This window comes from Pseudomonas sp. IPO3774 (assembly GCF_013386835.1).
In the GTDB taxonomy this organism is placed as follows: Bacteria; Pseudomonadota; Gammaproteobacteria; order Pseudomonadales; family Pseudomonadaceae; genus Aquipseudomonas.
In genome coordinates, this window is the sequence record NZ_JACAQY010000040.1 from 111,219 (window position 1) to 125,997 (window position 14,779).

The following is a 14,779-nucleotide window of genomic DNA, read 5'->3' on the forward strand; positions in this document are numbered from 1 at the left end:
GAAGAATGGAATTCCATATCATAGGCAGGGATGACAAATTCCCGAGCGGGAAGATCAGCACGGCGTATCTCAAATTTGACCGCTGGAACGATCACAGCTTTGTCACGATGTTCCATGTGCTCGTATACGACGAAGTCGGCGAGGCCCACGACCTTCAAAACGTCAAAATAGGGTTCAAAGGGCAGGACACCGCCACTACGACGCGCTCCAAGCTTCCCGACACTTTCCAAAACCTTCCTGAAGGCTTTTTCTCACTGGGCACTGGTGTCGAGTACTACCAAAAAATCGCCAATTCGTCTTCTGGGGATCTGCGGTTCAGCTTCCTTCCAGCGATGAACGACATCGTTGCCAATCCTGAAATCCTCGAAGCGATAAAGGACGAGCCAGTGCTCTCAGTCTCTTTGCTGCGGGATGTCAGCTTGACCAGCGTAAAGAACCAGTTTGCGCGAGTCCTTCTGGGTGGCGCCGTCCGGACAAACTTTTCTTTCGTTTACACGAAGCAGGCTGACAACTCTACTGCGGGAATTGAGTTGAGCTTCGACGTAAACGTTGACTCAACGCCCCTGACGAATGTCCATGCGCTAATCGGGCGCAATGGCATCGGGAAAACCACTATCTTGAATGGCATCATCAAAGCCATCCATGAGGGCCACACTGGTGCGGATGCGATCCATCAGGTTCAGTTTTGGGGCCAACAACGGGCGATCATTGCCCCTGACTTTTTTAGCAGCGTGTTGCTCGTATCGTTTAGCGCGTTCGACCCTTTCGACCCGCCACCAGAGCAGCCTGACCCCGCTAAGGGCACCTGCTTTTTCTACGTCGGATTGAAGTCAAAAGGTGGAGACGCGTGGCATGAGTTGAAGCGTCGTGATGTCTTGAAATCTGACTTCATTGAAGGGATGAGAGGTTGTCTACGAGATACGTATAAGCGTAATCGTTGGAGGCAAGCCGTCAAAACCCTGCAGTCTGATGAGAATTTCGCAGGTTTGGGATTCGACAGGCTGCTGTCCTTGAGTGGCGAGGAATGGATGACCGCAGCTAACGAGATTTTTTCTAATCTCAGCTCTGGCCATTCCATCGTTTTGTTGACGATCACAAAGCTTGTAGAGCGGGTCGAGGAAAAAACTCTCGTTTTAATGGATGAGCCCGAAAGCCATCTGCATCCGCCGCTTCTATCGGCCCTAATCCGGGCGTTGAGTGAATTGCTCCTTGATCGTAACGGTGTAGCGATCGTGGCCACCCATTCTCCTGTGGTGCTTCAGGAAATACCCGCCTCATGCGTATGGAAAATTCATCGTTCTCACCTGGTAGCCGCCGCACAACGACCAACAGTTGAGACGTTCGGCGAGAATGTAGGAATTCTGACTCGGGAAGTTTTTGGCTTGGAGGTGGCGTCTTCCGGCTTTCACACCCTGCTTGCTGCAGAAGCCGCCGAGGGGCATAGTTTTGATGCCATCCTACGAAAATTCGGTGGCAGACTGGGGCTTGAGGCCCAGGCAATTCTTAGAGCGCTTATCGCTGAACGTGATTCTGAGGGGCAAGTATGAAGCACCTCACGGGCCCCGACTGCTCTCCTGAGGACGCGTTTCTGACCTGTACCTCCGCGATCATCGATGATCAACAGAGAGAAAGGATGAGAGGTATCCTTCCAAGTATAAGAACCAACGCTGCCGAGTTCATTGAGCGAGCATCCGTAGGATCCACCTGGCAGCTACCTTCTTTAAGGGTGGGGCGAGGGGAGGATCCCTTCGTTGTCGATGACATTCGGAAAAGCGAATTGGTCAACTTGTATGAATATTACATGGTGCAGAGGGAGCCTGGTCGAGCACTCTACGACGCCATCTTGGTTGCTGCCGGTGATCACTGCCCTACGTGTGGTGGGATAGGGCAACCACGAACACTGGATCATTATTTGCCGAAAGCCAATTATCCAAAGCTGGCAATTGTCCCCCACAACCTGATCCCAGCTTGTCGCGATTGCAATACTGACAAGCGCAACCCCCTGGTCGACCACCCGCACCAGCAATTGCTTCATCCATACCTGGACAAGCGGCAGTTTTTCGAAGAGCGGTGGATCAGTGTTTCCGTGACCCACACCGCGCCCTGCACGATTACTTACTCCGTTAATCCACCGGAAAACTGGTCGGAGGAGGACAGAGCACGGGCAGCCAACCATTTCGAATTGTTTGGCATCGCCAAGCGCTACAGCATCCAGGCAGGCACAGAAGTCGGCTTTCTAATGGATATGCATACCCTTTACTTTACCCGACAGCCTCTTGGTGCTTTTGCTGACTTCCTCCGTTCAGCCGCCAGCGCCGATGACCTGCTGGTAAATGGATGGAAGAAGGTGCTCTACGAGGCCTTGGCGGATGACCCGTGGTTTTGCAATGCAGAATTTCGTTAACGGGTTAGCCTAGAAGGGGGGATGGGGGCACTCATCTGTAGGCATTTCTTGAGCAAGGCTTAGAAAGTGTTGAGGCGCACTGTCCCCGACCGCACGGCAAGTCCTCCAAAAGATACGCTTGAATCCACATACCTCAGGGCAGACTTCATGTCCTTCCACCCGACATAGCCCATTAGCGCCTTGATGTCCCAGCCATTCGCCGATGCCCAAGTCGCAAATCCCCGGCGCATCGAGTGGCTGGTGTAGAGCGCCTCGGGCAGGCCAGCTTCCTTGAAAATACGGCGCAAGAGCGGGATCAGGCTGTGGGGCTGAATGGCTTTGCCCGAAAGGTTGCCCCAGCGGTCGATACGCTGGAACACCGGCCCCTTGGTGAGTCCGGCAACAGTAATCCAATTGATGTACGCCTCGACAGGGCAGAGCTTTGTCAGCGCCGGCGTTTGAAAGGTCTGGCCTTCATGAGCGCGGTCACCCTTGGTGTAGGGCAAGTAAAAGCTGATGACCTCACCGCTTGAGGCCTCTGTATTTTCTACAGTGAGCCTGGCGAGCTCGTCGCCCCGAAATCCTCTCCAGAATCCAATAAGCACCATTGCGACCGACCGACGGTGGCGCACGAGCGATTTGTAGTCGCCACGCTCCAGAGCAGCCGCCGCTTCACGTTCCAGCCATTCAATCGCCTGCTCCAGATGCCTGATCAATAGCGGGGCGGCCTGCTTGACCCTGGTGGGGTGCACAACCCTGATGCCTTTGATCATTTGGCGCACGTTTGGAGATTTCGTCGGATCGGGAAAGCCCTGGGTGATATGCCACTGCGCCAACGCCGCCAAGCGTTGCTTGAGGGTGTTGAGTGAGAGCTTGTCGGCGTACTCCGCCAGGTAGCGAACGACTCCTTCTCCCGTCGTGGGGAGATAGCTACCCCACGTGACCTCGAAATGCTCAATGGCCGCCCGATAGCTCTTGCGCGTGTTTTCCCGTGTACCCGCCTGTAGGTATCGATTTGCCTTGTCCATCTTTTTTGACCTTGAAACCGGGTGTGTTGGGGCCCTGACCAGGCGACAAGGACGGTCAATGGGCCGGATCAATCGTCTAGAAGCCATAAGGCTCCATTATAGGTTCCTAGAACTGGCTCGTAAAATCGTCTAAAATTCAATCAAAGGGATATGTAGTTACATGACATGTAACTCGGTACGAAATCGTAGGAGATGAATCATGGCTCGGGGCGGCATTAATAAAGCATTGGTGCAAAAAGCGCGGAGTGCGCTGCTGGCGCGTGGCCTTAACCCGAGCATTGATGCCGTACGTGTGGAGCTGGGGAATACCGGCTCTAAAACCACAATTTCTCGATACCTGCAGGAGCTGGACGCTGCGGATCCACGTGCCCAGTCTGATTCGAACCGACTCAGCGATGAGCTCTCCGGCTTCGTGGCTCAGCTTCTTAAAAGGCTGTTGGAGGAGAGCAATGCTGTTCTGGCAGAGGAGCGCACCTCACATGCCCAAAGCTTGATTGCGCTGAATGAGCAGATCGAGGGGCTTGAAAATGAGCTCAGAAATGCTCGACAAGAGACTGCAAGCCGCGATGCTGTGCTGGCCAGTCAGTCCGAGGAAATGAACACGTTGCAGTCATCGCTACAGGCAGAGCTCAATCGCAATGCGCGCCTCAGTCAGAGCTGTACTGATTTTGAGCTGCGCGTGAAGGAGAAGGGTGACCTGGTGCGATCGCTGGAGGAGAAGCATGTGCAGGCTCGCGATGCCCTGGAGCACTACCGCAATGCGATCAAAGAGCAGCGTGAGCAAGACCAGCATCGGCATGAAACTCAGCTCCAGAAATTGCAGCATGACCTGTTGCAGGCACAGAGAACACTGATGGTTCGCCAGGACGAACTGACGCGGCTCAACCGCGACAACGAACGCTTGCTGGGAGAGGCGCGCCAGCACAGCAAGCTTGCTCATCAGAACCAGGATGCGCTTAAGCGCTTGGAAGGAGATCTGGGCGCTGCCAATATGGCAGCAGCGCGGGCGGAGGGCGCGAAAGATATGCTCCAAGAGCAGTTGGCTCTCGCCAGAAATGCGACCGAGATCGTGAATGCGGAAGTCACCCAGCTAAAAGCGACGTCGATAGAGCTAAGCCAGCAGCTCGCGGACACCATGAGGGCATTGGAGCTCTGTGAAAGCAAAAAACCTGATGGTGGCGTTGCCGGCGTTGAGCAAGGGTGAGAAATCTAGGCCTGTATGGTCTAGTCGCGCACGCCCTGTTTCAACGGGAGGTGTTGGCTTACTGCGGCGCTTCCTCTAAAGCCTGCAGTGCATCCGACAAGCGCTGGTTTTCAGGAATGTTTTAGCTGATAGAGCAGCGTTTGCTCATTGGCCCTAAGCTCCACATCATCGAGCCTCTCCACCGCGACTGCGGCATGATGCTCGGCATCATCAGAGCTCTGAGAAAGGAGGGTCAGTAGTGCAAATTGACTCTGGTAGTAAAAACCCAGGGCCGCAGCCGTTGCCTCATGAACGATGTTCGAGTCTGTGTTATGCATCACCCGTGCAAGCGCCTCCTGTTGCTGTATGCGATCCATATGTGCCGAGCGAAAATGATAACATAGTGCCACTATCCGATAGCACATCACACTTGGCTTAGCGCTGAAGGCGACCACCGCGCTTGAGGGGGGACGGCCCATACGGGGCGCCTGAGTGAGGCGCCACGCGATTGGCGACCCTGAATGTGAAGTTTTGGAACTGACCCGCCAGCGCGCAGAACATTTTTGCAAAGATTGACGGCCCTCAGTAGGGCAATGCCGAAGCCGCTACTGCTGTAGGGCGTCAACCATGGGGATCTAGAGCTTCGAATTTCCTGTCATTGCGTTGACGTAAATCAAGCCACGTGTTTGAGCTGCCTTGATCTTGCAATCCAGCATCTGGGTGAACGTCAGCAACCCCTCCAATACGAGTATGAGATCGGCTCCGTCGATGAACACCGTTTTGATTGCTTTTCCAGCGATCAACGAGCTAACGACCTGCTCGCTAAAACCGTGGATCGAGATGAACAGGCCACGGCCATACATTTTGCCTTCAACCTTGCCCGCAAACTGGTACACCGACTCGTTGGCAGCTGCCTTTTCTTGCCACTTCGCCTCGATGAGGTAATGCTCACCGTCGTATTTGACGGCGCCGTCAATCTGCTCACCCCTTTCTCGGAATGCTTCCGTCACCTCCAATGAAGATACGCGCGCAAGGTCATGAAGAATTCGCTCCAATGCGTACCCGCGCTTGCTTCCAGTCTGCTCGCCCTGAAGTAGCGAAATGAACTGCTTCTTGAGGTCTGGCAGGGTGGACTTGGCTGTGCGACTTTCTGCCTCCCGCCGCTCCCGCTCTCTCCTGACCTCATGGGTTTTGTGGTCACGAATCTCCTGCAACTGCTTGAGGTGGGCAATCGCATTCTGGGCTTGCGTCCGATTCAGCTTCTGCAGGCGGTCAAAGTAGTATTCGTCAAAATGCGTCCAGTTGACGAGCGTTTGCAGCATGGCCCTGAATTGACCCAGGCCATCATCTGGCTTGCGGCTCAAGTGAGCAAACATCGCGTCAATGATCGCTGCGCGCGCCAGTGCCTTGTAGTCACCGAGCGCGCTGATATCTGCCTTGGTGCAGCTGTGGTTGCCAAAAAAACTGACAATGTCGTCCTTTGGCCAGAACAGGCTGAGAATGCACTGCCGCATGGCCAGCTTGATGTCGGATGGAAAACTCATAGAACAGTCCACGCGCGTCAAAGGGAAGCCCAGTGTAAGGGCAGGAGGCTGCTCGCCACTACCATCGTTTCAATCGACGGCTCACGCACCGCCCCTTCTCACGCTGGAGAGCCAGAGTTCGGACTCGCGCGCAAGGGACAATACAGTCCAGGCGAGAGTCACTTGATACCTGTTCATCCGACATTCCGGTTGTCACCCGCCTGCTAAACGCAGGCTTTAACACCCCACCCCACACAACTATAACAATCAAAGACCGATTACGATCCATAGCAATGCGTGCAACTGCCTTATTCATAAAACTGGTCAGCGCTGCTGAGCCATCACCACCTACGAAATCTAGCTTGAAAGGCAGACCACCTATTCAGTACAGTTCCAGCCTCTGAGAGAGCTGAAACTAGGGTTTTTCCAGCGACACCTGTTTGTCGCAACACTCCAATTGGAGTGAGCCAGCCTCTCAGGCACACTCAACCGAATTAATCAAGCATATAACAGCATTAACGATCAAACACCCAAGGCAGCCCGCCTAACAACAACCACACAAAAGCCAAGAAACTCGACAACAATGACCAAAACAATTCCTTTCCCAAAAGATTGCCCGGAATTCAAAGACAACCCGCTGATATTGAGACTAATCTCAACCGTCGAAGACCTAATAGAATTAAAGTATCAAACCATCATCCTGAAAACTGCATTATCCCCAATAATTACACTATACTACCCGCCCGCCTCAGAAAGCCCGAAGATGCCTATCCCGCCGGAGCTGGAGGAAGCCATGAAAGAGATATTGGCATCAACCCCACCGACCTCCGAAACGCAGATAGACAGAGATCGCGACGCAATCTGGAACATAAAATATCGCTCTGGATCTCTCTATGCTCTTTCCTTTCTTGAACCAAAGCTAGTAACTAGCCTGGAGACTCTGTTCTCCGGGGTAGTGGTTGGATACATGCAAATGTTCAATGACACAGAAATTCGCCTAAGACTTAATGCAGACAAGGTATTCAAGGGGAACGAGAGTTTAAAAAATTTCTTTAATGACATGATCAAGCCATTGCGCAACGACCAATACGCCCACAAGACTTCAAGTGACGGACAACATCACCTTAGCTTTCACATAGACCACCTTGGCAATGTCGTTATAAATAAAAACCCGACCCATCACAGCTATGAATTCCACCTCGAAAGCTGCAACAAGCTATATACATGCTTAGCGCACACCGAAAAATATCTGACAGAAGAAATCACAAAAAAAAGCGATTCCTTGATTGAGAAACTCTCCCAAGAGCAAATATCAGCACTTCGCAATGAGTGGCGCGCCCCACAGTACAGCGGTACACCTACGCAGACTCTCCCCCCACTCACGCCAAGATCCCCAAAACCCGAAATACCTAAGCGACCACGTAACCCAGAATCTAGTTAGAGTCTTTCTCCCCCAAGCCTCCCGCTTAACTACCTAGACAAGCAGGCTAGACTTACGACCACCGGTCTCAAATCTATTTCTGATTGAGACCGCCATAAAGCTAACGATCCAAAAACGGGGTTGGTATCGATGCAGAAGAAACGGCAGCCTCAGAAAGTCCAAGAGTTTCAGAACGGTATCTCCTGGTCGAACCCAAGCTGGTCGCTCTCAGGTTTGGGAGCAATCGGCGCGGCAGTTGGTACCACTATGGCCTTGCTGGCTGGTAATGGATCAGGCCCAATAACGCCTAGGGGCAGATCAGCAACTCGTACATCATCAGCGACAACGACATCATCACTCGCTGTCTTAGCCTCCGCCTGCAACTCTGCAGGCTCATCTGGATCCAGATCCACATAAGCATCGCCCATCATCATTTTGTAGTGCGCGTCATGCTTGGCAGCTTTGAATATTTTGAAGAAAATCTTTAGGTAGCTCGTAGCCATCGTGTCGCTGATAGCCACATACAGCTCATCCGGAGCGTAATGCGACCCGTCATTCACCCAGCTCATTAGAGATTGGCACTGCGTTTTTTCGATACCTTCAAACTCGTCAACCAAATGGTACGTATCGACACCACCCAAGATTTTGAAGTAATTCTCCAAAATCCGGCGCATGGTGTTCTGCAGCGTAAGCACTGGCAAAGGCGTTCTCTTCAGCTCCGCCCAGAGCAACTGGTAAGAGGTTCTGATGGGATTACTCGGGTGAAATTCAATCACTGAGTGCTCGTTGGGCTTGCGCACGATCCAGAACGTCTCGTCACCGAGGGACTGATCGGGCTTACGACGCTGATCGTAAGTAACCTCTTTATGGAAATGTATATTATGGGTAAGCACCAAAACCTGCTTAATATGGCTACCAGGTTTTCTGACTTCAATGAATAGCTCTTTTATCAGGCTACTCACGATAAACAGCACATCACTATCAAGGCTAGAAACGGGGTCATCAATGACCACGATTCGATCACTGGTGATACCCGAGGTCGTAACGCTCCCTCTCAGCAGATGGTAGAAGTAGAGGAATGTCACGAAGGTCTTCTCACCCTCGCTCAGGGTTTGCTTTGCATCTTTCCCATCTGCTCGAATCAGCCTATACGAATTACCTACACAGGCAGGATCGAGTGAAAAGCCTCGGAAGCCAAAATTCCTAAGAATCTTGTTGATGGCAGTCACTGTTGGCTTCACGCTTGTGAGATCGGTCTCAATCTTATCGATTTCGACATCTACAGCATCAATGCTAGCCGAAGCCCTATCCCGACTCGATGCAATCCCGGCGATAGCCTTCTGCAATGTGTCTTTCCCAGAAAAATAATCAGACAACGTATTCTTGAGCTCAACGCCTAAAATATACTTCCATACTTCGTCAGTGAGCTTGCTCTGCTCAGCAGTGAAACTAGCAACGAGGCGATTGTGCTCCGAGATCTTCGCGTTCGCAACATTAATAACCCCGGATATACCAGCTTGAATATCCGCCAGCCTCTCAAGAACAATCTTAGCGCTTGGACTAGCCAGCTTACTGTCCATTCGCCCCATATTAACAAGAACGACAGCCTCCAATGCTTGAATTTCAGGAACAAGCTTATCCTTATCTAATTCAGCACAATCTAAAGCCAGCAGTGCACGCGCTTGGATCAACAGGTCATCTGCAGCCTGGTAATAATTGTTGCGTAGAGCGGATACTGCCTTTGAATCGGCTTCAAAGGTCTCATCAAAGTATTCGGCAAGTTCCTTTTCGAAGTCATGAGGCAGATCCTGCTGACAGAACGGACACTGTTCGTCCGTATGCTCCAGAAATTTTACACCCTGCCTCACCCAGTCGCTATTACCCAACCGCTGAATTATGCCTGATATGCTTACATCATCTTTACCTATCACCTTCTTAGAGAGAACTGGGCTTGTCTCGAATGCGGTGAGTCTCGATAAATCTAAAATCGGAACAGGCGCTATTCTCGAAGGCTGATCGCCGTACAGAACTGCCGCTCTAGCCTGGAGATCCGCCAAGTCCACCAGGGCGGATTTGTTACTTGTATGCTCCTGCAGAACCCTCGCCTTGAACGCTTCCTTGTTATTCCTCAGGCCAGTGAATGCCCCTTTAAAATGCTCATCATGCTTCACCTTCTGCTCCCAGCATCGGCCTAGCAGCTTTGTTTCCAAAGAGGCCAGTTCAGCATTTTTTCCGGACTTTCCATTTTCACCATCAAGAGAAATGATTGACTTGGCCTTCAACTGCTCGTGACGCTTTCTTTCATCCTTGAGGTCTTTTAGTCGATCAAGCTGATCCTTCTCGGCCTTGCCTAGTGTAAATACTCCCTGGAATTCTTTGGAATCTGTGAAGTTGGCGGCAATGAAGTCATTGTTGTAGATCATTGCTGGCACTGGCGTATTTCTGAGCCATGTGATGCTGGAATCTGCTGAGATGCCAGGCTTATCAATGAGCCGACTGATTGTGGTCTTGCCAGCCCCGTTCGCCCCATAAATGAAGTTGACCGGCTTAAGGTTGATTACTTCGGGCTTCACGGCACTATAGGTGGCGATGTTGGACAGACTAATCGACTCGATCATGAAGGGGCATCCCAGCACGCAGGGGCGCTGAGGGGCCCCTGCTCAGTGAAAATCTAGAAGGTATAGGCGATGCAATACCTGCCTAACCGCTGGCTGATCGCGTGACGGCGATTGGCCGCATAAGCGTAGACGGCATGGCAATTTATGCAAAAGCAGCCATCCCAGGACGTCGCTTGAGGGATGGAGGTGCGTTGGGCGGGGCAGGGAAGAATGTAAACCATGGACTCTGAATTCAGGCCACGGTTTACAAAATTTCTTGATGTGCGGTTTCGCAGCGAATGGAGCGGCTCTGCAGCTCAGTATTACCAGGCCTGGAGGGCATTGAGGGTTGCGTTTACACCCCTCCACCAAAAGTGGAGAAACACCACCCAGTGAAGTCTCAAACCAGGCGGACAGCGGTGACCGGCTCCGAGTAGGGTTCTAAGCGGAAAATGGCTGGAGCTGCAGTCCAGCAGTTCTCGCGCCATCCCCCATGATGTGGCATAAAGCTATCTCATAAAAGAGGACAGGGTTGAGGGCGTCGCCTTCAGATGCTGGCCCAGAATCAGCAATCGGCTATGGCGTCGCCATACGCCCAGGCTGTGGGAGTGAGTGCGTGGGAAGGACATTCGCATTTGTAGACGAGTCGGGTAATCACGATCTCGATACCTCGAAGTCGGGTAGCTCCGACTTCTTTGTGATCTGCTCCGTCATCGTCACTGAAACGGATTTGCCGAAAGCTTACGAGCTTGCTGGCCTAGCCAGGGCGAGGCATTTCCAGTCAGGGGAGATCAAGTCCAGCAAACTCAGAGCCAAAGACGCGGATCGGCGCCGGCGGATTCTCGTTGATCTCGCAGAGCTACCGCTCAAACTCTTTTTCACAGTGGTAGACAAGCGTCGGGTTTACCAGGACGGGGGGCTGCAGTTCAAGCAGTCTTTCATCAAGCACGTGAACAACCTTCTGTATTCGCGGCTCTTTGATCACTGTCCCGACCTGCACATGACCGTGGATGAGCATGGCGGCCCCGAGTTTCAGGCCAGCCTGAGGGACTACGTATCGGAACGCTATTCGGGAGATCTCTTCCGTGACACCGCGTTTCAGACCAAGAGCAGTAAAGACGACGTTCTCATCCAGGTAGCGGACTTCTTCGCGGGCAGTGTCGCGCACATCTACGAGGGTAAGGCTAGCGGTGAGGTTGTCGAGGCTTACAGGAACATCCTGCGTAGCCGAACGCTGGGCATTTTGGAATGGCCACCACGCTACCAGTCGTTGATTCCGCCTCCTATGGACGAATCAGCGCTGGCCGATCACCGCGTCCATCAACAGGCCCTTAAGCAAGCCGACAAATTCCTATCTAAGGTCGGACAGCACCTGGATGAGGATGAGCGTCTTCAGGTATGCATCCTGGACTACCTACGCTTCAGAAGCGATTTCGTCGCCGATGAGTATGTCTCCACGGGTGACATAGCCAAGCACCTCGCGGACAGGGGATTCCATGGTCTTTCTGATCAGAAGATCAGATCCAGTGGAATTGCGAAGTTGCGCGACGCTGAGGTCATCATCGCCAGCGCTGCCAAGGGCTATAAGATCCCCCGCACGCGGGCTGACATAAACGATTTCCTAGAACTGGCCTCAAGCCAAATTTTGCCGCTGCTTGACCGAATCAAGAAAGCCCGGGATGTCTACCGCCTCAGCAGCATCGGAGACTATGACATTTTGGGCGCGGATCAGTATTCGGAAATCAGAAAGCTGCTCCAGTCGTTGGAGCCGCTGTGAACGACGACCTGACCTGGACGACGCGTGCGCGTCATTCCACCTCCATCATTTTGGGCGGTACCGGCAGTATTGCAGTCTGCCGAGGTCGCTTCAGGGAAGGTGGCTTGATACTCTAATGAAATAAACGCTCAGGTATGAGGTTGACCAGGCCAGAGATCACGGAGCTCCTTCTGAGCGCAACCCCACCGTGATTGACGTCTAGCCAGCCTCACACGGCGATGGCGAATTCGTTGGTGCGGAGGGGTTGTGCAAAATTTCGATCTTGTGTGGCAAAAAGCTGAAACGGTGTTCGGCGACAAAGCCAGAGCAGCTGTGTGGCTGTCGACGCCCAGGAACCTCTTCGATGGCATGATACCGCTGGAGTTTGTGAAAGATCAGGAAAGCTTAGATCGGGTTATTGAAGTGCTGACGCAGATCGATCATGGGTATGCCAGCTGATAAATAACGGGCTAGAGCTCGGGCCAAGAAATCCTCGGCCGAGTGGGCGAGGGTGACGCCGAATCCTTCTGCGGCATAACTGTGCCCTGTGACGCGATTCAATTTCGCTTCTCAGAATAGGTAAAGGGTGTGATGTCTCTGTCATCAATCACCTCAAGCTTGAAGTAACATCCGTTGGCCTTCAACGCATGGATGATGCGACATTCGGCATAAGCGGTGCTGTAAAAGGTGTTCGGGCCTTGGATGTTGAATACAGATTCTCCCGCGCAGCCCCGCTCATAGCTCAGGTTCTGCAAGGCTCCCGCCGCTTCACCATTTGCTTCGGCTATCGCGATCACCAATTGCCTTAGAGTCGATTGATCCGTTTCTGTCATCTCAGCAGAAAACTTCACCTGGTGTTGGCTACTGAAACCTCCGCCACCACTCGCTGAGCCGATGCGGTTAAATGTAATGTGAGCGAGCCGGACGACTTCCATGATATGAGCCTTCTACATGGGTCGTACGTTTTGGTGGCGGGTAAGCGAGAACAGTGCACCGTGGCCTGGCGAATACGTCATTCAACGATTGCGTTGGAGCGGTGCGATCAACAGGCTCCAAAGAGTTTCGGCACCACCTTCTTGAGAAAGCTTCTGGTCTTGCCGAGTATGAAACGACATACCGAATGTCTTCAGGTACAGAGATTGATCGTCCGTATCAACCGTTAGCGCCTCGTTGTACGAGCCCCCGCCAAACGAATCCCCATGGCTGTAGTAGATCCCCGCGCCTAGCTGGCCACCGGTGAACACAGTTGCCTTCGCAACGTCGTGACCGTCTTTGTAGATACTCGCAGCAAAGCGATTGGCATCTACACGACGAAAGACCCCTTCATACCCTGCGTTCCGTGCCTGGAGCTCCGTCAGTGAATTCTCAAAATAACGGGAGATGTACTCGAAGCTGTCGAGCAGAAAGCGGTCTTTGTCCAGCTGGGTATAGCTTTTAGCCATCCGCAGGTTGCTTGATCTAGGGCCAGGCGGTGTCGAAGGGAAGGGCGCTGCACCCATTGAAAAATCGTCGCGGTCAGATCGCACGGATGTCGCCGTTGGGCTGAGGCTGCATCGCTCGGCGGCCTTACGCACCTCCTTTGCCACTTGCAGGAATGCTTCGTCCTGATTCGGCCACAGCGTCACTGGCTTGCCGTCTTGAGGCGTGCCAAGCAGCTTGCCGAACGGGGCATGGTGCCAATCGCATGGGCGAAGAATTACAGGAATGACGATCGCCTCCTTAGCAGCATGGCGCTCCATCGCGCGGGCCATCTCGATGTTGTAGCAGTAGTCTGAGGCGATGAAATCGGGACTAACCAGCAACAAAATGATTTCATCACTGTTGATGTGATCATCAATGGCTGCATCGATCTCTTGACCGGCGCCGATTCTGCGGTCGTGCCAAGTCTCGATGACCCGCTGGCGCTTGAGCATCGACAGCTGCTTTTCCAGTTGGTCGCGTAGCGCCTCGTCGGCATGGCAGTAAGAGAAAAAGACGTTCGGCAAAATGGTTACTCCCATCCGTTAGCTGCTCTTCCGATCATATGGTGAGCTCACCGGAGAGTACAGGCCCAGGCTTTGCTGGGACGTTTGGTCAAGGCGAAAGCCCGCGAAACCAACAATCACCAGAAGGAAGTGTGGGTTGTTCGGATCAGTTTGGAGGCCACCTTGTTTCTGTCAGAAGGGATGAGGTAGCGCTGATGTTGCCCTGCCATTCCGACAGGGGGTCTTGATCAACGCCGGGTGAGGCAGGGTAGAAGCCCGATGTCGCTTAAACAGTAGGCCGCCTGGGCGTTCTCTTGCCGTGCCTCAATCACCACCTCAGGACGACATTTTCAATCGGGCGTCGAACGCGAAGGGTACGGAAAAGGCTCGAAACTTCGCGCTGCGCAGCAGTGGAGTGCAAATGTACTCCAGAACCAGCTCAGGTGTTCAGGGTCGCTGGTGCCAAACAGCTGACGCGGACGAGGCCAGCTAGGAGGGGGAAGGTATGGGAAGCTCCCGTTACGACATCGATGGCCGATTCATAGATCCCGAACCATTGGGCAATGCCAAGCTCAACTCATCCCGCTACAACTGCATCATTCTTGCGGCAGAAAGGATTTTAGGGGAGGGCGACCTGACAGAAGATCGCACCCACGAAGTTTTGGCCGCTTTGCAGTGTGCCCGCTCGCTCGGGGCAGATGAAAACCCTGCATGGAAGCCCACAGCGCTCAATGTCCAGGGGCTTTCCCACGAGCAACTGGGCCAGTACCCCGAAGCAGTCCAGGTCTATGAGGAGGCGCTGGCCTTGAATCCAAAAATTGGGGTTAAGCGCAGGTTGGCTTCGGTGAGTAAGAGGGTCAAGGCTGAGTAATCGGTAGAGTCATTACTTTGTGGTAGGCAATGGAAGCAGAGGCAATCAGCGCAT

General features: G+C 53.0%; 13 protein-coding genes. 7 read left to right on the top strand and 6 right to left on the bottom strand.

Features of this window, described 5'->3' with window-relative positions:
- The first annotated feature begins 5 nt into the window (after positions 1–5).
- Entirely contained in the window at positions 6–1,547 is a 1,542-nt protein-coding gene (locus tag HYE77_RS22300; protein ID WP_177069363.1) for an AAA family ATPase, read from the top strand.
- A 254-nt stretch (positions 1,548–1,801) separates the two neighbouring features.
- Entirely contained in the window at positions 1,802–2,404 is a 603-nt protein-coding gene (locus HYE77_RS32655) for an HNH endonuclease (RefSeq protein WP_371321563.1), read from the top strand.
- A 59-nt stretch (positions 2,405–2,463) separates the two neighbouring features.
- Here the strand turns inward: HYE77_RS32655 and HYE77_RS22310 are convergent, their stop codons facing one another.
- A complete protein-coding gene (locus tag HYE77_RS22310) occupies positions 2,464–3,411 on the bottom strand; it encodes a tyrosine-type recombinase/integrase (RefSeq protein ID WP_177069364.1) in 948 nt (315 codons plus the stop codon).
- A gap of 199 nt (positions 3,412–3,610) precedes the next feature.
- On the opposite strand from HYE77_RS22310, the gene HYE77_RS22315 reads away from it, so the two are divergent.
- Complete coding sequence (locus HYE77_RS22315; RefSeq protein ID WP_177069365.1) at positions 3,611–4,615, top strand: DNA-binding protein; 1,005 nt, start codon at positions 3,611–3,613, stop codon at positions 4,613–4,615.
- Positions 4,616–4,725: 110 nt separating this feature from the next.
- Here HYE77_RS22315 and HYE77_RS32660 read toward each other — a convergent pair whose 3' ends face one another.
- Both HYE77_RS32660 and HYE77_RS22325 read right to left on the bottom strand, forming a co-directional pair.
- Positions 4,726–5,073, bottom strand: coding sequence for a hypothetical protein (locus tag HYE77_RS32660; protein WP_256347467.1), 348 nt, complete (start codon positions 5,071–5,073; stop codon positions 4,726–4,728).
- 156 nt (positions 5,074–5,229) lie between these two features.
- Positions 5,230–6,138 carry a restriction endonuclease gene (locus HYE77_RS22325; protein WP_177069366.1) on the bottom strand — a complete coding sequence of 303 codons (909 nt, stop codon included), beginning with the start codon at positions 6,136–6,138 and terminating at the stop codon, positions 5,230–5,232.
- Positions 6,139–6,700: 562 nt separating this feature from the next.
- Here HYE77_RS22325 and HYE77_RS22330 point away from each other — a divergent pair.
- Positions 6,701–7,558 (top strand): hypothetical protein, encoded by an 858-nt coding sequence (locus HYE77_RS22330; protein WP_177069367.1) that lies wholly within the window; start codon positions 6,701–6,703, stop codon positions 7,556–7,558.
- A 167-nt stretch (positions 7,559–7,725) separates the two neighbouring features.
- Here the strand turns inward: HYE77_RS22330 and HYE77_RS22335 are convergent, their stop codons facing one another.
- Complete coding sequence (locus HYE77_RS22335) at positions 7,726–10,155, bottom strand: AAA family ATPase (RefSeq protein WP_177069368.1); 2,430 nt, start codon at positions 10,153–10,155, stop codon at positions 7,726–7,728.
- Between the two features lie 595 nt (positions 10,156–10,750).
- Between HYE77_RS22335 and HYE77_RS22340 the strand changes: the two genes are divergently transcribed.
- Positions 10,751–11,911 carry a DUF3800 domain-containing protein gene (locus tag HYE77_RS22340; RefSeq protein WP_177069369.1) on the top strand — a complete coding sequence of 387 codons (1,161 nt, stop codon included), beginning with the start codon at positions 10,751–10,753 and terminating at the stop codon, positions 11,909–11,911.
- 246 nt (positions 11,912–12,157) lie between these two features.
- A complete protein-coding gene (locus HYE77_RS22345; protein ID WP_177069370.1) occupies positions 12,158–12,349 on the top strand; it encodes an antitoxin Xre/MbcA/ParS toxin-binding domain-containing protein in 192 nt (63 codons plus the stop codon).
- A gap of 98 nt (positions 12,350–12,447) precedes the next feature.
- On the opposite strand, the gene HYE77_RS22350 is transcribed toward HYE77_RS22345, so the two are convergent.
- Positions 12,448–12,825 (bottom strand): hypothetical protein, encoded by a 378-nt coding sequence (locus HYE77_RS22350; RefSeq protein ID WP_177069371.1) that lies wholly within the window; start codon positions 12,823–12,825, stop codon positions 12,448–12,450.
- Between the two features lie 81 nt (positions 12,826–12,906).
- Positions 12,907–13,875, bottom strand: coding sequence for a toll/interleukin-1 receptor domain-containing protein (locus HYE77_RS22355; protein WP_177069390.1), 969 nt, complete (start codon positions 13,873–13,875; stop codon positions 12,907–12,909).
- Between the two features lie 484 nt (positions 13,876–14,359).
- Here HYE77_RS22355 and HYE77_RS22360 point away from each other — a divergent pair, with 484 nt between their 5' ends.
- Positions 14,360–14,725, top strand: a complete 366-nt coding sequence (locus HYE77_RS22360; RefSeq protein WP_177069372.1) for a tetratricopeptide repeat protein — start codon at positions 14,360–14,362, stop codon at positions 14,723–14,725.
- Positions 14,726–14,779 lie beyond the last annotated feature (54 nt).

Coding starts and splice junctions, on each gene's coding strand:
- HYE77_RS22335 (WP_177069368.1), bottom strand. CDS start 10,155: ATGATCGAGTCGATTAGTCTGTCCAACATCGCCACCTATAGTGCCGTG.
- HYE77_RS22300 (WP_177069363.1), top strand. CDS start 6: ATGGAATTCCATATCATAGGCAGGGATGACAAATTCCCGAGCGGGAAG.
- HYE77_RS22360 (WP_177069372.1), top strand. CDS start 14,360: ATGGGAAGCTCCCGTTACGACATCGATGGCCGATTCATAGATCCCGAA.
- HYE77_RS22310 (WP_177069364.1), bottom strand. CDS start 3,411: ATGGACAAGGCAAATCGATACCTACAGGCGGGTACACGGGAAAACACG.
- HYE77_RS22315 (WP_177069365.1), top strand. CDS start 3,611: ATGGCTCGGGGCGGCATTAATAAAGCATTGGTGCAAAAAGCGCGGAGT.
- HYE77_RS22330 (WP_177069367.1), top strand. CDS start 6,701: ATGACCAAAACAATTCCTTTCCCAAAAGATTGCCCGGAATTCAAAGAC.
- HYE77_RS22325 (WP_177069366.1), bottom strand. CDS start 6,138: ATGAGTTTTCCATCCGACATCAAGCTGGCCATGCGGCAGTGCATTCTC.
- HYE77_RS32655 (WP_371321563.1), top strand. CDS start 1,802: ATGGTGCAGAGGGAGCCTGGTCGAGCACTCTACGACGCCATCTTGGTT.
- HYE77_RS22350 (WP_177069371.1), bottom strand. CDS start 12,825: ATGGAAGTCGTCCGGCTCGCTCACATTACATTTAACCGCATCGGCTCA.
- HYE77_RS32660 (WP_256347467.1), bottom strand. CDS start 5,073: ATGGGCCGTCCCCCCTCAAGCGCGGTGGTCGCCTTCAGCGCTAAGCCA.